Genomic DNA, 21,266 nt, shown 5'->3' on the forward strand with positions numbered 1-21,266 from the left:
GAAGTTACGACTCATCTGATTGAGTGTTCCAGTAGAAACTCGAACTCAAGGTGCTCGAACAGCGGTACTACTGTCTCGGTTGCCGCCGCATTCAAGAAGTCGTCTCCCGAAGCTGCATCTTGCAGGGTTGCGGTTGTGCTGGACACACTTTCCGCACCCTGCTGCTTCGTACGTAACGCGTTCTATGACAGGCTCTCTTATTTTGGAAGCTATCTATATACTTTCGATAGACCGTTCGTATATACTTTGTTTTTAGTTGTGAGCTTTGGCAGATCGAAGTATTCGTAGTATACAAACCCGTTGAAACCCGTTGTTATTGTTCCACTCGTCGTATCTGCCTGAGTGATGTACGTATACTCCTCATCAAGATCCTCTGGATCCTTTATACTCTGAATATTGGGATCAGTTTCATCAGGTGCTTTAAGCTCTGTTGAATACGCCCCCAACTTACTCTTATACACCGTACCCTCGTCGGGAATGTATTCCGCAATAAACGAAGACGCGAATAGACCACTTTCAGGAGTGTACACTCGATATAGAGCGAATTGTTCTATTGGATCGCCGGACTGTATAATTCGATCTCTATCGAAGTTTGGTACCCGCGACGCGTCGTGAGTCACCGTCGCAGCGACGAACCCGGACGACAACAACATAAGAATCATAAGTAAGACACCTGCCGGAACAAATCGGCCTCGACTTAACTTGGGGAGGCACACAGCGAAAATCGCAAATGGTCCTAAGAATACCATCAGAAGCCCGAACGTACGTGCCGAGCTCAAAACGTTTGGTCCGAATGAGAGCGGAAATAGCACTGCTAGACCGAGCACTATACTTAAATACGCTCCATTTTGGACTACACCAGAAGCATCGTCCGCGATAATATCTTCTATCCGAGTGATGACTTGGTGCTCTATTGAGAGTACCCGTAGCAGGTAGACAAGCGAGAGGACACCGATTGTGAGACACGTGAGGGCAGCGATAATCAAGTGAGAGTAGAAAAACACCTTGAACGAAAGTGAGGGCATATCAAATGAAATCGCGTTCGTTGCGGCAGTGTTTGTTGTTGGTGTGAGAAAGCTCAGTGCACGGCCGATAAGGACGCTACCGACGAAGCTGAAGGTGTCTCTAGTTATGTAGGCGTACCACCCGAACGTCAACACGACGTAGAGTGTGAGCCCCGTGAATTCAGCCATCGGTTGCGGTTCACCCCCGAAATATCTGAGGATTCGATAGCAGACGTATGCTGGAATAATCAACAGCAACACAAGGGGGCCGATCCCGTAGTGAGAGGTAATCAACGCCCAAAAGAACGCGAGCGCGAGGAAATTCCGATACCGCTTCTGAATACCGCTATCGAGAACGATGGCGACGAGAATAGCAGTAAAGAAAATCGCGGCACCAGTTCGCGTATTTCGCGGGAGCAGCCGATACGTCTCCGGTAGAAAGACGTACAGTACCCCTCCGAGAAATGCCACTTCCTTTGAGAAGTACCGCACTGAAAGTAGGTAACCGATTACAGGTGTGAATGCGAACACAACTGGATGGGCGATTTTGAACACCCTCAGAAGCGGAATGTCCATTACTAGCTTGTAGGCGGCCTGCATCGGCCCGATCCGAACCATCGCCCCTATCGTTCCCGTCGGGACCCAGTAGCCAGTACTGAGAATATTCTGAGCGATACTATATTCAGCCATTCCGTCGCCGAAGGCGAGATGCGTCGCAAGGAGGGCACGCTGTAACACGAGAGCAAAGGAGATCACCAGTATCGATAGTCCTAGATATCGTCGCTTTCCGTCGAATTGGAGGACAAGTAGAGGGAGAACGGCACACGCAGCAAGGACTGAGAGCGCTATGCTGTTCTCGCCGACGCGATTGATGAATAACGCACCAGAGATACCGAAAACCGGGAGTGTAAACAATAATAAAACGACTTTGATGTTATATTCGTAGACATAACTAAAGACGCGACATATCTCATCAACGGGGGACTGATTCCGGGTCAGATACCACGCTGAGACAGTAAGTGCGCCGATTACACTGACGTAAATCCAGACGAGAGTGGTCCCGTTGAACGGCTTCGAAATGATCTGAAACTGCATATACACTGCGTTCGCCAGCCAGGCGACGAACATCGAAAAGGCGACGCTCAGCGCCACCGCATACAACATATCAATCGGCCGGAATCGATCTCGTATGACGCGCAAGATCAGCAATCCCGGCACGAACGTCAGTAGGACAAATCCAAGAGCCGCCTGGATAGCTGTCGTCCCCGGCAGCGGTTCTGGAAGGAAAACGCTCACCGCGTAGAGTATCGTTAGAAACCCAGAGAAACGAATTGACTGATGAGTGTTCGGAGCAATGGCCGATATTACGGCAGTCCGGAACAGCTCTGTTCGAGTTACTTGGGTGGTTGCCATTACTGTGATCCCCTGTCAGAGAGCAGGCACGCCCGCTGTTCAATCATCTTCTTCGGTAGTCATAGTTCCTGCGTCAAGTACGGCATTTAGCTTTTCGCTGAACTCGCCATAGTTCTCTTCGGCGACTTGATGAGTGTTACTCAGTGATTTTACGGCAGGGATCGACTCGAAGGCAACGATCTCTAAATCGAAGTAGCTCGCCTCAGAGAGCGGAAGCCCCCAGCCCTCCGAGAGTGAACACGTTGCGTAGACGTCGCTCCTTTTATAAACCCCCGCGAGTGTCTCATCGTCAACGAATCCCGTTAAGACGACATCATCGCCCGCTAGTTCCCGGACACGCTCGGAGTACTCAGGCATACTCTCTTCACCGACGAGGAGGAGTTTACACTCGGTCTCTTCTTCCCTGGCCGCTTGGAATGCTTCTATCAGTCTATGGATGTTCTTGCGGGGGGAAATCCGGCCAACATGAAGTACGACGGTATCTTCGGGTGTGAGGTCGAATCGTTCGTTAATCGTCTCCTCATCCGCAACATCCTCAAATCTCGATTCAGTAATCGTGTTCGGAACGACGATTGACTCACGTCCAGTTTTCGCTTCAATATACTCCCCGGACTCCTCGCTCACCGCACAGAGGTAATCGGCCTTTCGGACGGCATAGTTCTTGGTTTCGAGGTGATGTTGGACTCGTGCCCAGATATGGGCCAGCCCTTCGAAGAGTTCGTCCGACGATCCTGACGGATGCGACCAGTACACGTAAGGAACGTTGTGAATCACCTTGGCCGCATGCCCGAGCGTCGAGAACGGAAATCGGTGTGCAATAATCAAATCGAAACGATTTGCTGACCGAACGAAGTTGAGAGCACTGAGACTGGCGAGCGTAAGTAACTTATCGACCTCTTTGTACGGACTTGTCTCGAAATGACCGAGGGCGTGGAGGGAAACATCTTCTGGCGGTTTTCTCGTCCCCTCTAGCGTGAATATCTCGATGTCGTACCCCTCATCACGTAACTCGACAGCTTGTTGTTCAATCACCCGTGCGACGCCACCGATATCGCTATACGACGTCCCGCAGATGGCGATTCGAGATATATCATCCTCAAGGGATCCAACGAAGTCAGTAACGGAATCACGGGTAGTAGTCATTCTATCATGCCTCCTTCTGCGTCCCCTTCCGTGTGAACGCAGAGTACACGTTCTCAGTCTGCTGAATCGCTCGATCCCACGAACGTGACTTCCTGTCCTGAATTGATGCTTTTTCCATTTCCTCTCGCATCTGATCGTCCTGTATCATCTCTTTGATTGCCCCTGCTAACGAACCTTCGTTTCGCTCCACCACGCACCCATCTACGCCGTCATCAACCGCCGTAGGAATTCCACCAGCATCCGCGCCGATCACCGGCGTCCCACAGGCTATCGCTTCAAGCAACACAAGTCCGAACCCCTCATATTTGGACGGGAGGATGAATACATCGGCAGAAGAGTACAACTCTGGGAGATCACCATCGTCAACGTACCCGAGGAAACGTACCTGCTCTTGAATTCCTAACTCCTGTGCCAACTTACGGAGTCGCTCTTCATGCCGCCCGGTACCGGCGATGAGAAACTCCACGTCGTCGGATTCCACTCGCGCGAGCGCCCGCAACGCCAGGCCAAGTCCTTTCCGAGCGCCGAGCCGTCCAACGTAGAGTAACGACATCTTCTCTGAATCAACAGCTGGATGCCGCTCTTCACGCGGATGGAACCAGTCCGTGTCCACGCCGTGGGGAACCATCTCAACATCGCCCTCACTAAGTCGGTAGCTCGTCGTCAACTGGTCGTAAGCGTGATCGCTGATTGCAATCACCTTGTCAGCGTCACGACTCGCCACGTAGTCCATCACGACGTTCATCGGATGGAAGAAGTACTTCAGCAAGTAGTCCGCGGGCGTCTCTAGCGCGACCGCCTTTGCTTCCCCGATTGACGTCCCGTGACTCGTCAATACTACGGGCGTCTCAATGTCATTGAATGCTGTCACTGCGACCGTTGAGGCAGGCATCATCGTACCGTGAACGATATCGTATGCCTCGAAATCGATTTCTCGCCGTGCTGTGAAGCTGAACCACAGCGTCTCGAACGTGACGAGCTTCCGTCTTGCCTTACAGATCCGATGAACGGAGACATTCTCATGAACGTCTGCCTTCTCGTCCGGACTGTCAATCCACTGCGTAAACACGTCCACATTATGACCCCGCTCGGCAAGCCCGTTGGCGAGTTCGTGCGCGTACGTCTCCGCACCCCCGACACCTGGAGGAAACTGTTTTGAGATGAGGCAGACGCGTAGAGTGTCATACATACTACTCTTTGTACCCCAGAGCGCTCAACCGTTGCTCAATCTCTTCGTCAACGTCCTCATCCTCGCCGATCTCGTCGCCGTTCTCGATGCGAACGCGCTGTTCAACATACGCTTCAAGCTCGGAGTGAAGCGACCGGTCAGAGCTCTCCGTGAACTCTATTGCGCCACTATCCCGATCTCGTTCGCAGAAACATTTGTCCTCACGAGTGCGAACAGCGTATCGCCGGAGATGACTGTGTTCGTCCTCTCCACGAGCTTGGGAGAAAACCCGCCTGTCGCTTGAAGCGTCGAACAACGATACACCATCGGTACTGTCGCGTCCGACTGTTTCTTCGATAGTTGCCACGACATCTAGAGTGCTCACAGGTGCCTCTACTGATTCGCTATCGCCGTTTGGAGGTCGCATAAACAGTGGCACGTGGGTAATTTCGTCGTGTAAATACCGTGGGTGTTCGTAGTAGCCGTGTTCTCCAAACGCGTCACCGTGGTCAGCCGTGACGACAAGTAGCGACCGCTCCAGTAATCCCCGGTCACGAAGTTCGTCTAGAAACGCACCGATATACTCGTCGTTGTACCGAATCTCGGCGTCGTACAGATCAATCAACAGCTGCTGTTCCTCCTCAGTAATAGACTCAGGATTGTCAATAGCACGCTGGTACAGCGACTGTGCGTCCCGGCCTGACAAGCCTTGGTCCGAGTACAGCGTCGCGTATTCCCCAGGAGGTTCGTACGGACCGTGCGTGTCCATATAGTGGTTCCAGAGGAAGAATGACTCTCCGTCGTCGAGTGAATCGATCCAGTTTAACGAACGCTCGTTGATCTCCTCAGCTCGCGCGTAGTGGCGGTTCCGAAACTTGTCAAGCGCGCGTTGTGCAAGCGCGATTAGCTTGTGTTGGCCGAGATGGAGATCGTCGTCGAAAACATCGAAGCCCCGGTCGAAACCGTACGCCCGTGAGACAAACGGGTTCGAGTGAAACCCTGCTGTCGCAAACCCCTCTTCGGAGAGCGTTGACGCAATAGTGTCAGAAGCGAGGTGGTACTTCGAGTCAATAGCGACGTCAGGGTATTTCCCGGTCAAAAGCGCTGGAACTGCCTCTCGCGTGTGCGAACTCGCGCTATACGCGTTCGTGAACCGGATACTCTCCTCCGCGAGTTCATCTAGTACGGGCGACGTATCGCGGTGGTACCCGTAGCAGGAGAGGTGGTCTGCGCGGAGCGCGTCCGCAGAAAGCAAGATAACATTCTCCCAGTCCTCACTCATTGTATCGATGGAAAACATGATGGGACATAGGTGTTACGCGAACAATATCCACCAAGAATCATCAAGCCGCGTTACTCTTCGCTACGATCCATTCGTTGGCCTGTCGGCACATCGAAAAGACATTATCCCATACTCCCAGCATATCGGATAATGCGCGTGGCTTTCGTGTCGAACGTCGTCTACCCCTTCGTCACCGGCGGGGCCGAGAAGCGAATCCACGAAATCGGCACTCGACTCGCCGACGAGGGCCACGACGTCACCATCTATGGCCGCCACTTCTGGGACGGCCCCGAACAGATCACCCACGAGGGAATGACGCTGCGCGCAGTCGCCCCCGAAGCCGACCTCTACGACGGAGATCGACGTTCCATCACGGAAGCCATAGACTTCGCAGCTCGCGCACTTCCCCAACTCCGCAGACACCTCCGCCGCGACGAACACGACGTCGTCGTCGCCAGCGTCTTCCCGTACTTCCCGGTGCTCGCCACGAAACTCGCCAGTCTTCGCACGGATACACCACTCGTAACCACGTGGCACGAGGTCTGGGGCGATTACTGGGAGGAGTATCTCGGTCACCTCGCCCCGTTCGGTAAGCTCACCGAGCACGTCACCGCACGCACACCACAACATCCGATAGCGATCTCGTCCATCACGGCTGACCGTCTCGCCGCTATTGGCCCCGCCCGTGAGACCATCGAAATCGTTCCGAACGGCATCGACGTCGATCAGGTCAGAAGCGCCCCGCTCCCCGAACAGGGTTACGACGTGCTCTTCGCTGGCAGACTCATCGAACACAAGAACGTGGACGTGCTTCTGGATGCCTTCGACCAAGTCGCCGACGATCACGACGCCACGCTGGGTATCGTCGGTGACGGTCCCGAACGCGAACGCCTCGAAAGAGCGCAGGAGACATTGACTCACGCCGACCGGGTCGAATTCCTCGGCTTCCTCGACGACTACGATGACGTGCTTGGCCATATGCGCGCCGCCGACGTCTTCGCGTCTCCGAGCACCCGCGAGGGATTCGGCATCACGTTCGTCGAAGCGATGGCCGCCGACTGTACCGTCATCGCCGCCGACCATCCTGATTCGGCTGCGGACGAAGTCATCGACGACGCAGGCTTCCTCGTCGATCCTACGGTTGAGTCCCTGACGAAGACACTCGACGCCGCATTAGGTGGTGAACGTCCACCGACGAACCCCGTCGAACGCGCGCAGCGATACGACTGGGACGCAGTAGCTGCCCAGGCAGAAACTGCCTATCAGCGTGCTATCGACGGCACCTGGTAATCAATAGCTCATCGCATCGTACAGCCCCCGAGCAATCTCGTATGTCCCGCTATCGAGCGGCCCCTCCTCTGAATAATCCAGGTTCTGAACCTCACAAACACCTGTCAACGCTACCGTAGGCGGATCTTCTTGACATCCTCCCACCCCTAAAGGGGAGGGATTCCTCCGGTGGGATGTTGGCTATGCCGTACCCACGGAGGCAAGTTTCCCGTCGTCGGTACTCTGGTTTGTGCGCTCCTCGTTGGGACTTGCCCTCTCGGGAGAGCGTGACGACTCCGACCACGTATGGTCGTCCCACTTGAGGCGCACGGGCCGTGCCATCGACCCGACTTCTTTGCCAGCCTGTCGTTCGAGGAACGTCCGCGAGGCACCGAGGTCGGCGTGTCCCTCGTAGCCACACGAACACCGGAACACGTCGCCGGCCCGCTCTGTCTCGTCTCGCTCGCCACACACGGGGCACTCCGCCGTCGTGTATGCTTCTGACTCGATTTCGACCGTGATGCCATACTCCTCGGCGGTCGTGGCGAGACGGTCGATGAACGAGCGATACGCCCAGAATTGGTGCGTTTTCTCGTTCACTCGCGCCGACCAATGTTCCGACAGCACATCGTTGAGGTGGCCCACGTATACGGTGGCAACGCCCTCGTCGTACAGTCGTTCCATCAAGTCCCGCACGAGCGTGTCCTGTGCGTGGTCGCGTCGGCGTGTCCGCTTGCGGTAGAGGCGTCGAATCCGGCGACTGCTGTACCGGCCCTCGCGGAGTTTCGATTGCAAGCGGGCGATCTCCTCGGTGGTTTCGCGGAAGCGGACGAACAGGTCGCGGCCCTCGTAGAGGTACTGCTGGCCGGTTGTGGTAGTACAGGCGACGAGGTTGTTCGCGCCAACGTCCAAGGCAGCCGATTCCTCGGCTAGTGGTGAATCCCGTCGAGAATCAGGTACGGTAACGGGTTGAATGGCCCTGAACGTGTCTTCGACCTCGTCGTAGTACAGTTCCAACCGACCCTGTTCGCCCTCCCATTTCGGGTTGCCAGCGACTTCGAGGCGTAGGCGCTCCTGGTAGCCAAGTCCGTACTCGTCTTTTAAGTCTTGGCCGACAGGGATTTCGAGGCGGCTCCGTTCGCCGATTTCGAGGGTGTACTGGTCGTTGCGGATGAACGTGCGGAGTTCCCGACCCTCATCTTCGTTGCCCCAGTATCCGGGCGGGGCGGCGTCCTCGCCATCCTCTCGGGCAGCGAAGAACGACCGCCACGCCTCGCTGTTCTTGCGGATGACCTGTTGAGCGGTGGCAGAGCCAAGGACACCGACGTACTGCTTGCGGTAGTCGGCGGTATCCCACACCGACTCGCCGTCAAAGAAGTTCTGGCGACGTTCGTAGGTGAGTTCGTTCCACAGGCTGGCGGAGGCGTCCAACAGCTCGTGGAGCAGTTGCTCGTCCTGCGTGGAGAGCGGGCGCACCGCGAATGTGTTGGTTCGCCTCACGACAACAGACATTTGTAGTTCTATGTCTAAATGTCTTTTGGACATAGGCGATGCGACCGAACATCGACATTTCGCACACGTTGAACGGGCGCGTGAAAGACTACGCCGAACAGCAGGACGTGAGCCTCGAAGAAGCCTATCAGGAGATTATCGAAGCGGGGTTGGAAGCGGTGGAACCTCCAGACGAGTAATAGCGCGTGGATTGCCAAGCCATGCTGTCGCTTACACCTACCCCTAAAGGGATGGGCTTCCGCTCGCTACGTGTCATCGACGGTGACACCTCCGCGTATCCGCCGAGGGACTGGATGATGTCCCACGCCTCCCGGGTCATCATACCCGTGCCGTCGTCCCGAACGTCGATCACGTCGTCCAGATCGACGAGCATAAGCGGCCCGTCGTCAGGCTGGAAGTCTGCGTGGGGCACGATCACCATCGGGTACAACGGACGTGGCTCCACGGCCTCGCCGTGGTCTGTCGTCCCCCAGGTACCACGCCGGATCGACGTGGCCGTTCACGGTTCCGTTCAGCGCCTCCATCACGTCGCCGAACCGTCCGCCGACTCGGTTGTCCCACGAAACCGAATCCCGGCCCCACTTCACCGTCCCTGCATAGCCGTCGTTGAATGGGGCACGCGGTTGCTTTTGTTCCAGATCCCAGCAGAACCAGTTCCGGGTCGTCTGCCCGAACCCGATCAGATCCTGTGGAATCACACGGTCGGCGTCGTGCACCGAGTCAGGTAGCTCCAACACGACGTGCTCGTCAGTCACCTCGTCAACGCGTACCGGACTCCCCGTGACCGCCGACGCGTCTGGAGGGCGTGTCGACGCACTCCTCTCTGTTGTCATCGGTCGTCAGCACCCCCGTCCGTCATCGCTTCGCTCGCCTGCCGTCGAGCGGACGCCGCCGCCTGCGGCGCGAGATTCCCCGGCAGATGATCGATGGCACCGGGGAAGGCGTCGTACATTAGGTGCAGCCGCTCTGACGCTCTACTTAGGCCGACGTACCACGTCCGGGCTTCGTTCTGGCGCGTCTCGTCCGACCGATCCATCTCGCGGGCAATCTCCCCTGTGATTCCATCGAAGCAGCAGTCGTCCGTGGCCTCGGCTCCCTTGCTCGCGTGGATCGTGAGGACGCGAACGTGATACGTGTCTTCGACAACGTCGTCGCACCGGGTGGTTATCACCGCCTCAGAAAGAACATCGTGGGACGTCTACCCGGGGAAAAGCAGAACCCAGCCGCTCTAGACTACGACTTCCTCAGTTCGCCGTCTATCTCGTAGACCTGACCGCGCTGCTTCAGCGAGTCGATGTCGCGCTCGACCTTCGTCTCGTCCATGTCGATGATGTCTGTGACCGCTTCGACGGTTGCCCCGTTCTGATCCTCGATGACGGCAAGAACCTGCTTTCGCCGGTCGCGTTGGCTCTTGCTCTGCCCCGTCTCGACGACGTCCGCATCGAACTGCCCACTCTCGGGGTCGATACCGACCTGCTCCATCGACTTCCGAACCAGTGAGAGGGCGCGATCCACGTCTTCCCGCCGGACTTCGTCGGAGAGACGCACTCGTGCAGACGCTTCAGCGAGGCGCTCGATGGCTTCCTCCTGTCGGTAGGTCACCGGCACTGGGTTGTCCTCCTCGTCGGCGTTGGCGAGACGGAGCTTCAGGAACTCCTCACGGAGGTACTCGCGCGCCTCCGTTTCCGTCTCCCGCAGGTACGGCGTCACCTCTTCCTTCGCATAGGCGATGTACGCACGCAGCGTCTCGCGGGAGATCTCCGGCTCGATGCTCTTCTGCTCTTCCTCGGTGAGATTCTCACCGAGCTCCTTCTTCGCCGCCGCCCGCCGGGACCGCATCATGTGGTCGATGACCTCTCGGTCGGCCTCCTCGTCGGGCGAGTCGGAGACCATGAACATCAGATCGAATCGAGACATCAGCGTCGGACCGAGATCGAGTTGCTGAGCAATTGGCTGGTAGGGGTTGAACCGTCCGTGTTCCGGATTTCCCCCCGCCAGCAGCGCCGTCCGGGCGTTCAGCGTCGCGTTGATGCCCGCTTTGTTTATCCGGACCAGCTGACTCTCCAGGGCGTCGTGGAGTGACGAGACAACACTGTCGTTGACCTTGTCTATCTCGTCGATGCATGCGACGCCGCCGTCAGCGAGGACGAGAGCGCCGGCTTCGAGGCCCCATTCGGCGTCGCCGAAGTCGTCGGCTACCGCCGCCGCGGTTAACCCCGCCGCCGTGGCCCCTTTTCCGGAGGCGTACGTCGAGCGCGGTGCGAGTTCATCGACCGCCTGAAGGAAGGTCGATTTTCCGCAACCAGGGTCACCCATCAGGAGGATGTGGGAGTCACCGCGCTTCTGCCCACCGCGGGACCACCCGCCGAACATCTGGAGAGCGATGGCGAGCTTCACGTCCTCGTCTCCCTCGTGCTCCGGGTTGATCGACTGAACCAGCAGGTTGTACGGGTCACCATGCTCGCCGGCGGCAATGGCCTCGATCTCGTCCAGGTGCTCGGAGACGTCGATGTCTTCGTACGAACTCTCCTCTCGGACGACTGCCTGCCCGTCTACGGTGGTGTCGAAGTCGCGCGTCTGATCACCCTTCGGCTCCTCGATGTCGAGAACACCGGTGAGGGTGACGCGATCACCGGCGTCGAACTCCTGAATGATGTCGTCTTCGAGATGGACATCGATGGTCTCGCCCTCACCACCTTTCGTGCGCTCGGGCGGCTGCTGAACGCGGGCGAACTGGTGGTCGGTCCACGTGCTGGCCGACGAGTTGAGCCGGAACGGGCCCTGTCGTTCGCACCCCTGACACTCGTGCGGTTCCTGAAGCTGGTCGCCGGCCTGCGGGATACTCGTCTGGGTCCCGCAACGCTGGCACTCGAAGGTGGCTTCGACGATGCGCGGCTTCACAGCGCTGACCTTCTGGACCTGGCCGCGAATCCCCAGCAGCCTCCCGATGTTCTCGTGACGCGGAACCTCTGCGACGTCTAGAACGTCATTGTCTGGGAGGTCGTGAATGCGGACGTGGGCGTCGGAGAGGCTGACGTCCACGGGCAGGTCGTACAGTCGGAGCGCCTCTTCGAAGTACTCCAGCATCTCTCGCGGATGCTCGTGGATGTCGTCCGCGAGGTCGGGGTCGAATCGGAAAACATCATCGTAGCTCACGTGGAGTGAGCGTTGCTCTCGCGGGTAGTGCTGAGCGAGCTGTGCAACTTCCTCCCGGTAGTAGTCCCGGAGGAATCCTATCAGACGTTCGGTGATTTCTTGGTGTTCTGCTCTCATATCGATTTGTTGGAGCCCCACAACACCCTTGCCGGGGTGCGGTTCCTCGACCGGAGCGAGCGGAGCGAGCGGTCAGCGAGCATACCGTCAGCTAACCGACATTTATTTACAACCGACTCTACCGTACAAATTCTAAGGCCTCAGAGGATACCGTCTGAGACCATCCCCGTCGGCGGGGGCTTCCCACCTCCGAGGTGTTGTGGGGCTCCCACAGTTACTCGCCTCCGTTCCTCCTAGGGTGACCGACGACGTCGCCAGGAAGATCACCATTCTCCAGATTCAACTTCAGCCGACTCTCCCCGCCAGAGTTGCTCTCGTACCAGAGGACGTCGTTCATCCCGATGAGACGTGGTGCCTTCCGAAGGTCGTCATAGAACGTCGTGCGGTCGATGTCGGGGTACTTTAGCGCCGCCTCAGCCTCTTCCTTATTCATCGACGCCTTCGCATCCCGGCCGCGCTCACGCTCCTTCTCAGCCGCCTTCTTCAGATGTTGGATGAGCGCGATACGACGCTGCTTCGCGGTCATCTCGTCGCTGTTCTCGACGAAAGACAGCAGGTCAGTTCGCGCGTCCAAGCGCTCGATCTCCGCTCGAAGGTCCTCGTTCTCCTGTCGGAGCTCTTCGACCTCGCCACGGAGCGCGTCGTGTTCCTTGCCCACGTCCTCACGTTCGTCTTCGAGAGATTCGATCCGCTTCGAGTGAGCCTCCAGCCGCGCCGCGATGGTTCGGAGTTCTGGAGTTCCGTCTCTGTCTAGTGAGTTCTCTTGGGACTCTTCGTTCTGCTGCTGGCTGCTCACACCAACCACCCCCTACAATTTGACTCCTGACCGACAATATCAGAGGTGTTACCGCTTCTTCCATTCATCGCTCCTCCCAAGGTTGAGTGACTTCTCCGTTCTTCTAGCAGACTCAGCGCGTACGTTGAGTTCTGTTGCAGACAGTTTTCACCTCGTGCTGGACGACGAGAGGGGCAATGGTGCGAGAAAACCCCTCCCTTCCGCCGTCGTTTCCGTCTTCGGTCTCGTTGAATCATGACTACGTCCCGCTATGGCTGTGCTACTTATAAAGTTTTCCAGAGAACCTATTCTGTTGTACCATAGATATAGATGGGTGGAGAAGAACACAATAACTATTACAATAGGCGTGCAGCAAACTGCTAATGGAGCTTTCAGAGACCGACTGGGGAATTCTCGACCTCTGTAGCGACAACCGCGAAACGCGCAAAAACATCGCCGCAGCGCTGGACAAGTCACCGAACTACATCTCGAAAGAACTCTCGAAACTCAGCGAGATGGGGTTGCTCGAACAACCCGGCCCAGCCGAGAACTCCGGGATGCACGTCACGACGGAGAAAGGAGAGTTCGTCCTCTCGAAACAGGAGAAGTACGAACGTCGGCAATCCGAACTGTTTGGCGAGCTCGTCGAGTCAGCTGTCGAACTGTCCCGTGAGCTATCAGCGGAAGCCGACGAGGAAGTTACTCCGAGCGATATCGTGGTCGTGACCGAACAGGCGCATGACTTACTCCAGAAACTGGAGAACCACAGCGGAATATCCCCACGAGAAGCGGCAGATCGGATCGGGATGAATCTCTACGCGACACAGGGGATTCTATACGAGCTGTATTTCTTCGACCTTCTGGATCGAGCAGTCACGTCTGAGGGAGAAATCTATGATCTCACTGCCCGCGGTCGGCGACTCCTCGATCAGCCTGCTCAGACGACTGTGAAGGACGCGAATCGAACATGGAATATGATCACGTCGAAAGATAGATCGGAGCCATCCTTCGAGGAGTGAGTGCGAATGTCCCCTGTCCCTAACTAAGGGTCACTCCCCAAGAAGAGTCACAGTAGAGTGTGATCAGATAATCACTAACAGGTATCAATATTTTGCAGTCCTCTGTGATCAGTTCGAGATTCCGGTGTCACTGCACTTGGGGAAGGGTTTTGTGTCTCATCCTCTGTCGACAGAGTATGTTACGCCGGGCTTTCCTCAACACGGTCGCAACACTCCCTGGGGTATCACTCGCTGAGCGACTTTTTGCACCCCCTGAGGCGTCGAGTCCATCGGCGGAATCAATCGAGCAAGAAGGCGACATGTGGTTCTGGTACTACGTCTACACGGCGATACGGGAAGATCGTGTGATGAGCACAGAACAGTCCCGGAAACACGCGGTCAACGAAATGAACCTCACGACCCTCAGTAACACGGAAGCTCGCCAAGTCCTAAAGCGAGCGAACGACGGCGAGTATACGAGTAGCGACATGCCCGACCAGTGGCGGGAAGTGTTCGACAGTATTGACCGAGTCGAGTTCAGGTGAACACCCCTGTAACGAGGCACATGTCTGCTTGCAGCCTGCAACCAACATCCGAACTTTAAGAGTGAAACAGGCGGTAAGTTAGATATGGTGAATGCGGGCTGCTGCGCCACGGATTTATTATATAGCGATATACGATTTACCACCTACATCTGAGATCGTCATCCGTCTTTAGTTAAGCGAGAAACCGCGTGATAGCGGCGGCTTATCGAGGCATCTTTCGGAAGGAATGAGGAAGTCCAGTCTGTGCACGACAAGGACTCCTCACCTCGGATTATGCGTCGGCTCACTACACTGTTTCCCTCTGAGTTCCTCGAAGACCACGCCGAGGATAGTGATTAGCAAATCTTATTGAGAAATCCACTGAGGTGATTGTCAATCCACGATGCAGCGAAACTCAGTTTCTCGGTCAGTTGGTCGAACAGTTCGTCAAGGAGTCTCCGGTACTCGTCTTCGCCGTTAACAATCAACGGCGAAGACTCCCACTTGAGACTCTTCCAGACAGGTTCGATTGGGTTGAGGTCCGGGGAACCAACCGGAAGGAACACCAGATCAATCCCGAGTTCATGAGCACGCTTGCGCGTGTGCTTGCAGACGTGTGACGAAAAGTTATCCAACACGAGCAGAATCCGCTTGCCGGGATTCTGCTCGCGGATCTCCTCGAAACACCCACAGATTTGTTCTTTCTCCTGGTTCGGTGGGAACGACAGCACGCTCTCTCCGTTGAGCGCATAGAACCCGGCCGCTGGTGTATCGATTTTCACCAGCGGCCGAGTGATATGTGGTTCATCGACCGTATACAGTCGCTGAGAGTTGTCCCATGGTTGTGGATGCGAGACATCGAAAAATCCCACCACAGTCCCGCCATCAGTGCAGATATCCTCATCGGTACGCCACTTCTCTTCGTCGTCATCGTCGTCACTCTCGCGCTTATTATGTGGCTGGTCGTGAGCATCCTCGTCGAACGCGTACTCAACGCGTTCGTCGAGGATCTCTTCGGCGTTGTCGGGTCGATCAGGCCGTTTTGTCCGAGGAATGGCGTAGGAAAGGCCGAGATTGTGTAGGAACGTTGGGAGGTAGTGTGGATGATATTCGACGTCGAACTCCTCGTCGAGAAGGTGCTGAATCTCCTGTTTTTTCCACGGTTGTCCCTCACGTAGTCGATCGATGAGTTCGTCTTGTTGGTCTTCGTCGAGCTTCGGGGGCCGACCGCCCCCGAAGTTCGGAGTGAGTTTGCCGAGACCTCCTTCGTTCCAGCGGTTAACCCAGTTCGTGGCGGTGCCCTCAGATTTCCCGACGTCGTCGGCGGCTTCCTTCAGCGTGGCACCCTTGTACAGCCGTTTGATGAACACGAGGCGTTCGAATTCCTTCTGATCGTCTGCCTCGCCGAGAAGACGATCCAGATCTTCTTCACTCAGGTGTCGCACGATTTTCTTCTCTCGACCAGTCACTACACTAAAGAGATACTTCTACTCAATAACTTTCCCGAATCACTAAACTCGGCGTGGTCGAACGTGACCGCAAGCTCCAGATCCCTGCCTTCGTTTGGGCGTTCGTGTTCGGCTTCGCCGCAGGCGAAAGCCGAACACTCGCCGGTTTTAGACGCTGTTACAACTCTACTGCCGATGAGACGATTTCTCCGGGTGGATTCTATCAGCGGTTGACACCGACGCTTGCGGAGTATCTCCGCGACCTCGTCGAGCATGGTCTCGACGAGGTCGCCGTTCCTAACGCTGTTGACGCTGATATCGACCGATTTAGAGACGTGATGATCGCTGATGGAACGGTGTTGCGGTTACACGAATTTCTCTCAGATCAGTTCGAAGCCCGCCACGAGGAGCAGGCTGGAGCGAAGCTCCACCTGCTCCACAATGCCACAGAGCAGACGATTGAACAGCTCGATACTGCTAACGAGAAAACGCACGACAGCACCTTGTTCAAAACAGGGCCGTGGCTTGAGAATCGCCTCATGCTGTTCGATCTCGCCTACTTCAAGTACCGCCGGTTTGCGCTGATCGACGAAAATGACGGCTACTTCGTGAGTCGGCTGAAGCAGAACGCGAATCCGCTGATTACCGGAGAGCTACGGGAATGGCGCGGCCGCGCCCTTCCCTTAGAGGGCAAGCAGCTCCGAGCTGTTCTCGATGATCTTGACCGGAAATACATCGATGTGGAGGTCGAAGTCGAATTCAAACGGGGGCCGTACAATGGGACACAGTCGCTGGATACGAAGCGGTTTCGCGTCGTCGGCGTCCGCGACGAGGACGCCGACGACTACCACCTGTACATGACGAATTTAGCGAGGAAAGAGTTCTTTCCGGCGGATTTAGCGGAGATCTACCGCTGTCGGTGGGAAGTTGAGTTGCTGTTCCGGGAGCTGAAGACGCAGTACGAATTGGACGAGTTCGACACGAGTGACGAACACGTGGTGAGGATCTTATTGTACGCAGCGCTGCTGTCGCTGCTTGTAAGCCGCGATCTGTTGGATCTAGTCACTGAGCAGGCGGATGATGAGCTTGTGTTTCCGACAGAGCGCTGGGCGGCGACCTTTCGGTCGCACGCCCAGCTTATTCTCCACGAACTCGGTGAGTTCCTTGGCTACTCACCACCGCCGCTTCTCGACCGGCTGATCGAAGACGCTCAAAAGATCCACAAGCAACGACCAATCTTACAAGAGACGCTCGCTACCGCTACACAACCGAGGTGTGAGGCTTAACTAAAGACGGATGCTGAGATCGTATTTTAGGCTTAGCAATTCTGTACACCGCAATATCGCGGTTTTAGTGTCTCTCCATAGTCCACTTGTGCTTAATCGAATAAGCGACGGTAGAATTATGGAGGTCGCCGCCGTCGGGTCAGTCAACGGAATGGACGACACTCAGGACGGCGTTACCCCCAGGGAAGACGCCGACAGAACCACCTTCGAGGCGGCAATACAGCAGTTCGTCCAGTCGAAGGGGAAGGTCGGCGACTCTGGACGGTACGCCACCGACTCGAAACGCCTGCTGGAGCGTTTCGAAGAATTCGCCGCCGACCGTGGCGTCGAGGACGTCGAGTCGATTTCGACGCGCCTCCTCGAAGGCTACGCCCAGCACCTCGACCGCCGCGTCCAGACGCGCGAGCAACAGGGAAAACCCCACGGCATCAGCGGAGCCACCGCCCACCAGTACTTCGCTCGGGTGCGTGCGTGGCTGGAGTACCTCGTCAAACGCGACCTCCTCTCGGAAAACCCTGCAAAGAGCCATCACGTCGAGGACGAACTCCCTGATGAGTCACTCGGCACGACCGACGACGGCCAGCAGTTCTGGAGTCCGGCGACGCGCAAGCAGATCGTCCGCTGGACGGACTGGTACTTCGACGCCGCCCTCGACGACGAGCAGGGATGGGTCACGCCGGCGGATGCTGCCCGCGAGCGGGCCCTTATCGCCACGGTCGCTTACTCTGGGGCCCGCGGCGCCGAACTCTTCCGTGACCTGGACAACGACCGACGCAACGGTCTTCGGTGGCGCGATGTCGACCTCGACGCGGGGACGCTGTCTGTCCTCGGGAAGTCCCAAGAAATCGAGGAAGCCCCGCTCCTTGACGCCGGAAGGACGCGGCTGGCGGACCACTATCGGCGTCAGAACCCCAGGGATGAGGACTGGCCTGTCTGGGTGACGCGACACCCTCCGTCACTCTACGCCGGCGCTCGCATACTCGACGGCGTCGACGAAGACGACGACCGCCTCGCCCCTGACACGGTGTTGGATGTCTACCGCGAGCACGGCGGTACGCCGCCGGCGCTCTCCATCGGCGGGGCACGGCGCATCCTCCGCGAACACTCCGACGCGTCAGGGCTGGTCGGCTCCGATGGCGAGCATCTGAAACTACACGGCGCCCGACGTGGCCTCGGGGACGAACTCTATACCCACGACGCGGAGGCCGCTCAGGAGGCGCTCCGTCATCAGAGCATCGAGACAACACACAAGTCCTACCGTGACCGCGACGGTGAGCGCGTTCGCGAGCGCGCCCAAGAAATCCTAGATGGTGAGTGACGAGTACGTCTCCTCAGAAACACCCCTCACAGCACGGTATAGCTGGATACACCACCGCTGAGGTGACTGATTTCATAGCTAATTCGGCAGCTACTCCCCGATACAGGAAGTTGAGAAGACTTCGATAACTCCGTGTATCGTTGTCACCGAGGGTTGTTGCTTTGAACCATTAGAACATTCATGAACAGCGAGACGGTTCGGTGAGAAGGGCCAACAGAGGGTTCGTACGTTCGGCTCCCCGTCCCACTCGGTGATACCAGTTGTTGGTAATACGATTTCTTTATTCAGCCGCACCGCTGTATTTTTCTCGCCCGATTCATCCTGATTCTGGTGTTGCATTGGTGGCCAGTTAGTCGTTACTTCTCTGATTCCTGATACTGTTCGCCGAGGGGCTTCAGCCGCAGTTCTCCGAAGCCGTATCGGGAGTGTGAGCCGACCCGCGTGAGGCCGTTCTTCGCGGTCTCCACCGGGCGGTCGCCGAGGTACTTCACGACCTGGCCGTGATCGACCGTCTCCAGCCGGAAGACCTCACGCTGTTCGAGGATCTTCTCCTCACGGAGCCGCAGGTCGTCGCGGTCCTCGGCCCACCACCACGGCACGGGCCGGTCGTCCGCGTCGGGATACTCCGAAGCCACTACGAACGGCGTCACGAGTTCGATGAGGTACGTCTCCGCGCCTTCGAGCCGCGAGTAGTCCAGTTCATCGAGATCCACCATCTGCGTATCCTTCAGCTGGACCTCGCCGTAGCCGTAGTTGCGCTTGCCGCCGAACTGGAGGCCCTCCAGCACATCCTCGCCGAGCGGGAGCACCGTCGGGTCATCGGCGTGGAGGTAGGCGTGAACGTACCATTTCGTCGTCTGCTGTTGCTTCCGCTGGTCCTCCCGGCGGCCCATGATCGTCTCGTGAGCGAGCGCCGGGTGTCCGCCGTGGACTCGGAGATCGTGCGTGTTCAGCGCGTCCCGGGCGCGAGTATCCAGCAGCCACGGGTGCATCGCCTCCCGCTGGAGGAACAGGTCGTCGTAGGCCTCGACGTCGGGGAGGCCGCTCCCGAGGTACGGGCGGATGCCCGACTGCGTGTGTTCCTCCGGGAACGTCCCGAACTGGCCGGGCACGAAGACGCCGTGACTGGCCGACACTGCTGCGTGGGTCTCGGGATCGAGGTGCTGGCCGATGGCGTGCAGGATGGCGTTCCCCGAGACGTAGTACGGGTGACCGATGTAGTCCATCCGCAGTTCCCACAGGACTTGCTGAATCGCCGTCATCGGTCGGGCCTCCATTCAGCGTAGTCCTCGATGTACTGGAGCGCCGCGCTCCAGGACTGCATCCGCCGAAGGTTGGCATCGAGGGTCATGTCGTACTTGTCGTGGTCGGTATCAAGCGGGTGCGCCGTCAGGCGGTTCCACGCTGACGCCCACGACCGCCACGGGCGACTCCCGAGCCGGGCCGACGGATTCCCGTCGGTGTTCTCGTCGATCCGAAGCGCGAAGTGGTCGCCGTCGAAGACGGTGCGGAACGGGACGACCTCGCCCGCCGGATCGATGATGAGCCGGAGATCGGCGAAGTCGTGGTCGGCGCGGTAGTTGTCCAGCAGCGCCGCCACGAGCAGCGTGTGGTACTTCAGCGAGGTGTAGGGGTGATACACCGACTCGTTGAACGCGGCGGCCACGTCGCTTGTGAGCCAGCGCTCGTGGGCCGTCTGTGCGTCCTCGATGCCGATGAGGTCCGACACCTCGCTCTCGGTGGTCGCCCGGGAGAACTCACCCGGGTCGTAGGCGGTCTCACCGGTCAGCAGTGAGAGTCGGTAGTGGTCGTCGTGGGTCGGGACGGTCTGCTCTTGCTTCTGCTGAGGCCGCGAGAGCGCCGCCGCATCGCCGTCCGCACCCTCGGGCACCGACTGGTTCACGGGAACACCAGCGAACTCCTCACGGGCGTCCTCGTGGCTCTCGCCGGTGAACTTGTGGACGTCGTGCCGGAAGGCAGTGAGCATCACGTCGCTCATACGTCCTCCACGCGCTCTGCGAGCGCCGCCTGAAACTCCGGCAGGTACTCGTTCTCCCACTTCTCGTCTTTGTCGTCCATCTTGTTCGTGTTGCCCTTCCCGCGGTCGAAGACGCGGCGGAGTTCGGTCTCGTTGTAGAGCGGGTTCACGAGCTCGCAGTCCACGATCCCGCCGCCGAAGTTCCGCGCGCCGCCGAGCTGGTGCATGAAGTCGGTCTTGTGCGCGTCCAGGTAGTCGATGGCCTCGGCGAGTAGCGCGACGAACTCGGGCTTGGTCTCTCGGAAGGAGAGGTGCCAGCAGCCGTCAAGGTTCCCGACGGCGTCCAGTTCGGCGTTCCGGAGCGGCTCACGATTGTCTTCCTCGTTCCGGGAGACGATGTTCCGGTTGAGCCGCCGGTAGTGGCCCTCTGCCTGTCCACGCGTGTAGTCCACGCTGGAGCGGACAGGTGAGAACTTGATCGGGCGACGCATCACCTTGCCGGGGCGATTCCCGAACCCACCGAAGAGGTCCAGAATCACGCAGCCGTTGCCGTCGTCGTCTTCGAGACAGTCGCCTTTCGGGTGGTAGCCGGCATCGAGGTCGCGGCTGTAGACGCCGTCCTTCCGAAAGTTCGCGTTGGCCTCGCCGGGGTGGCAGGCGGTGCTATCGCGCTCCTGAACGGACTTCTCCATCCCGTGGCGAAGCCAGCCCGAGAGGCTGAACGCGGGGATGATGCCGCCGATTTGGTTCTGCGGGTCGTCGTCCTCGTAGTTCCCGTTGCTGGCGTGGTGCCGGTCGGTCATGATGCTGTCGCCGACCACCAGTAGGTCGGTTTGAATTCGTACGAAAACGTCCTTCTCGATGTCTTCAATCAT

General features: G+C 57.8%; 18 protein-coding genes and 2 pseudogenes. 6 read left to right on the plus strand and 14 right to left on the minus strand.

Features of this window, described 5'->3' with window-relative positions:
* Positions 1-17: 17 nt before the first annotated feature.
* From NATPE_RS22445 to NATPE_RS18605, 5 genes and pseudogenes are all read right to left on the minus strand, one after another.
* Positions 18-146: pseudogene (locus NATPE_RS22445) on the minus strand (IS5/IS1182 family transposase); the annotation flags it as partial.
* A 63-nt stretch (positions 147-209) separates the two neighbouring features.
* On the minus strand, positions 210-2,417 hold the full coding sequence (locus NATPE_RS18590; protein ID WP_015310243.1) for a DUF2206 domain-containing protein: 2,208 nt from the start codon (positions 2,415-2,417) through the stop codon (positions 210-212).
* A gap of 39 nt (positions 2,418-2,456) precedes the next feature.
* Positions 2,457-3,560 (minus strand): glycosyltransferase family 4 protein, encoded by a 1,104-nt coding sequence (locus NATPE_RS18595; protein WP_006183582.1) that lies wholly within the window; start codon positions 3,558-3,560, stop codon positions 2,457-2,459.
* Positions 3,561-3,564: 4 nt separating this feature from the next.
* Positions 3,565-4,749, minus strand: a complete 1,185-nt coding sequence (locus NATPE_RS18600; RefSeq protein WP_006183583.1) for a glycosyltransferase family 4 protein — start codon at positions 4,747-4,749, stop codon at positions 3,565-3,567.
* Between the two features lies 1 nt (position 4,750).
* Positions 4,751-6,010: a sulfatase gene (locus tag NATPE_RS18605; protein WP_006183584.1), complete on the minus strand. Its 1,260-nt coding sequence runs from the start codon at positions 6,008-6,010 to the stop codon at positions 4,751-4,753.
* Positions 6,011-6,160: 150 nt separating this feature from the next.
* Here NATPE_RS18605 and NATPE_RS18610 point away from each other — a divergent pair, with 150 nt between their 5' ends.
* A complete protein-coding gene (locus NATPE_RS18610) occupies positions 6,161-7,300 on the plus strand; it encodes a glycosyltransferase family 4 protein (protein ID WP_006183585.1) in 1,140 nt (379 codons plus the stop codon).
* 180 nt (positions 7,301-7,480) lie between these two features.
* Here the strand turns inward: NATPE_RS18610 and NATPE_RS18615 are convergent, their stop codons facing one another.
* Positions 7,481-8,791, minus strand: coding sequence for an IS200/IS605 family transposon protein TnpB (locus tag NATPE_RS18615; RefSeq protein ID WP_015310245.1), 1,311 nt, complete (start codon positions 8,789-8,791; stop codon positions 7,481-7,483).
* Between the two features lie 38 nt (positions 8,792-8,829).
* On the opposite strand from NATPE_RS18615, the gene NATPE_RS22845 reads away from it, so the two are divergent.
* Positions 8,830-8,970 (plus strand): hypothetical protein, encoded by a 141-nt coding sequence (locus tag NATPE_RS22845; protein WP_015310246.1) that lies wholly within the window; start codon positions 8,830-8,832, stop codon positions 8,968-8,970.
* 207 nt (positions 8,971-9,177) lie between these two features.
* Here NATPE_RS22845 and NATPE_RS21605 read toward each other — a convergent pair whose 3' ends face one another.
* The 4 genes and pseudogenes from NATPE_RS21605 to NATPE_RS18635 form a co-directional block, all read right to left on the minus strand.
* Positions 9,178-9,546 carry a hypothetical protein gene (locus NATPE_RS21605; protein ID WP_157557366.1) on the minus strand — a complete coding sequence of 123 codons (369 nt, stop codon included), beginning with the start codon at positions 9,544-9,546 and terminating at the stop codon, positions 9,178-9,180.
* A gap of 74 nt (positions 9,547-9,620) precedes the next feature.
* Positions 9,621-9,965: pseudogene (locus NATPE_RS18625) on the minus strand (3'-5' exonuclease); the annotation flags it as partial.
* Between the two features lie 59 nt (positions 9,966-10,024).
* On the minus strand, positions 10,025-12,064 hold the full coding sequence (locus tag NATPE_RS18630) for a minichromosome maintenance protein MCM (protein WP_015310248.1): 2,040 nt from the start codon (positions 12,062-12,064) through the stop codon (positions 10,025-10,027).
* Positions 12,065-12,278: 214 nt separating this feature from the next.
* Complete coding sequence (locus tag NATPE_RS18635) at positions 12,279-12,860, minus strand: hypothetical protein (RefSeq protein ID WP_241432805.1); 582 nt, start codon at positions 12,858-12,860, stop codon at positions 12,279-12,281.
* Between the two features lie 494 nt (positions 12,861-13,354).
* Here NATPE_RS18635 and NATPE_RS18640 point away from each other — a divergent pair, with 494 nt between their 5' ends.
* A complete protein-coding gene (locus NATPE_RS18640; RefSeq protein WP_241432806.1) occupies positions 13,355-13,858 on the plus strand; it encodes a phage repressor protein in 504 nt (167 codons plus the stop codon).
* Positions 13,859-14,034: 176 nt separating this feature from the next.
* Entirely contained in the window at positions 14,035-14,382 is a 348-nt protein-coding gene (locus tag NATPE_RS21610; RefSeq protein WP_015310249.1) for a hypothetical protein, read from the plus strand.
* A gap of 335 nt (positions 14,383-14,717) precedes the next feature.
* Here the strand turns inward: NATPE_RS21610 and NATPE_RS18650 are convergent, their stop codons facing one another.
* Positions 14,718-15,830, minus strand: coding sequence for an IS630-like element ISNpe13 family transposase (locus tag NATPE_RS18650; protein ID WP_015298696.1), 1,113 nt, complete (start codon positions 15,828-15,830; stop codon positions 14,718-14,720).
* 38 nt (positions 15,831-15,868) lie between these two features.
* Between NATPE_RS18650 and NATPE_RS18655 the strand changes: the two genes are divergently transcribed.
* Positions 15,869-17,095 carry an IS4-like element ISH8A family transposase gene (locus NATPE_RS18655; RefSeq protein WP_049897302.1) on the plus strand — a complete coding sequence of 409 codons (1,227 nt, stop codon included), beginning with the start codon at positions 15,869-15,871 and terminating at the stop codon, positions 17,093-17,095.
* A gap of 118 nt (positions 17,096-17,213) precedes the next feature.
* Positions 17,214-18,413 carry a tyrosine-type recombinase/integrase gene (locus tag NATPE_RS18660; RefSeq protein ID WP_006180976.1) on the plus strand — a complete coding sequence of 400 codons (1,200 nt, stop codon included), beginning with the start codon at positions 17,214-17,216 and terminating at the stop codon, positions 18,411-18,413.
* A 356-nt stretch (positions 18,414-18,769) separates the two neighbouring features.
* On the opposite strand, the gene NATPE_RS18665 is transcribed toward NATPE_RS18660, so the two are convergent.
* From NATPE_RS18665 to NATPE_RS18675, 3 genes are read right to left on the minus strand one after another with little or no spacing between them, the layout of a single operon-like run.
* Positions 18,770-19,690 (minus strand): hypothetical protein, encoded by a 921-nt coding sequence (locus NATPE_RS18665; protein ID WP_006180977.1) that lies wholly within the window; start codon positions 19,688-19,690, stop codon positions 18,770-18,772.
* The gene (locus tag NATPE_RS18670) at positions 19,672-20,412 is read right to left on the minus strand and encodes a hypothetical protein (RefSeq protein WP_006180978.1); all 741 of its coding nucleotides are present in this window, start codon (positions 20,410-20,412) and stop codon (positions 19,672-19,674) included. The genes NATPE_RS18665 and NATPE_RS18670 overlap by 19 nt, the downstream gene beginning before the upstream one ends.
* Positions 20,409-21,266: a hypothetical protein gene (locus tag NATPE_RS18675; protein WP_006180980.1), complete on the minus strand. Its 858-nt coding sequence runs from the start codon at positions 21,264-21,266 to the stop codon at positions 20,409-20,411. Before NATPE_RS18675 ends, NATPE_RS18670 begins: the two co-directional genes overlap by 4 nt.

The sequence above is a fragment of the Natrinema pellirubrum DSM 15624 genome, from assembly GCF_000230735.2.
Classification (GTDB): domain Archaea; phylum Halobacteriota; class Halobacteria; order Halobacteriales; family Natrialbaceae; genus Natrinema; species Natrinema pellirubrum.

Excerpts from the sequence above, each read along its gene's own strand:
- NATPE_RS21610 (WP_015310249.1), top strand. The coding sequence starts at position 14,035 with ATGTTACGCCGGGCTTTCCTCAACACGGTCGCAACACTCCCTGGGGTA.
- NATPE_RS18615 (WP_015310245.1), bottom strand. The coding sequence starts at position 8,791 with ATGTCTGTTGTCGTGAGGCGAACCAACACATTCGCGGTGCGCCCGCTC.
- NATPE_RS18600 (WP_006183583.1), bottom strand. The coding sequence starts at position 4,749 with ATGTATGACACTCTACGCGTCTGCCTCATCTCAAAACAGTTTCCTCCA.
- NATPE_RS18610 (WP_006183585.1), top strand. The coding sequence starts at position 6,161 with ATGCGCGTGGCTTTCGTGTCGAACGTCGTCTACCCCTTCGTCACCGGC.
- NATPE_RS18640 (WP_241432806.1), top strand. The coding sequence starts at position 13,355 with ATGGGGTTGCTCGAACAACCCGGCCCAGCCGAGAACTCCGGGATGCAC.
- NATPE_RS22845 (WP_015310246.1), top strand. The coding sequence starts at position 8,830 with ATGCGACCGAACATCGACATTTCGCACACGTTGAACGGGCGCGTGAAA.
- NATPE_RS18660 (WP_006180976.1), top strand. The coding sequence starts at position 17,214 with ATGGAGGTCGCCGCCGTCGGGTCAGTCAACGGAATGGACGACACTCAG.
- NATPE_RS18595 (WP_006183582.1), bottom strand. The coding sequence starts at position 3,560 with ATGACTACTACCCGTGATTCCGTTACTGACTTCGTTGGATCCCTTGAG.
- NATPE_RS18665 (WP_006180977.1), bottom strand. The coding sequence starts at position 19,690 with ATGGAGGCCCGACCGATGACGGCGATTCAGCAAGTCCTGTGGGAACTG.
- NATPE_RS18675 (WP_006180980.1), bottom strand. The coding sequence starts at position 21,266 with ATGATTGAAGACATCGAGAAGGACGTTTTCGTACGAATTCAAACCGAC.
- NATPE_RS18670 (WP_006180978.1), bottom strand. The coding sequence starts at position 20,412 with ATGAGCGACGTGATGCTCACTGCCTTCCGGCACGACGTCCACAAGTTC.
- NATPE_RS18630 (WP_015310248.1), bottom strand. The coding sequence starts at position 12,064 with ATGAGAGCAGAACACCAAGAAATCACCGAACGTCTGATAGGATTCCTC.
- NATPE_RS18590 (WP_015310243.1), bottom strand. The coding sequence starts at position 2,417 with ATGGCAACCACCCAAGTAACTCGAACAGAGCTGTTCCGGACTGCCGTA.
- NATPE_RS18605 (WP_006183584.1), bottom strand. The coding sequence starts at position 6,010 with ATGAGTGAGGACTGGGAGAATGTTATCTTGCTTTCTGCGGACGCGCTC.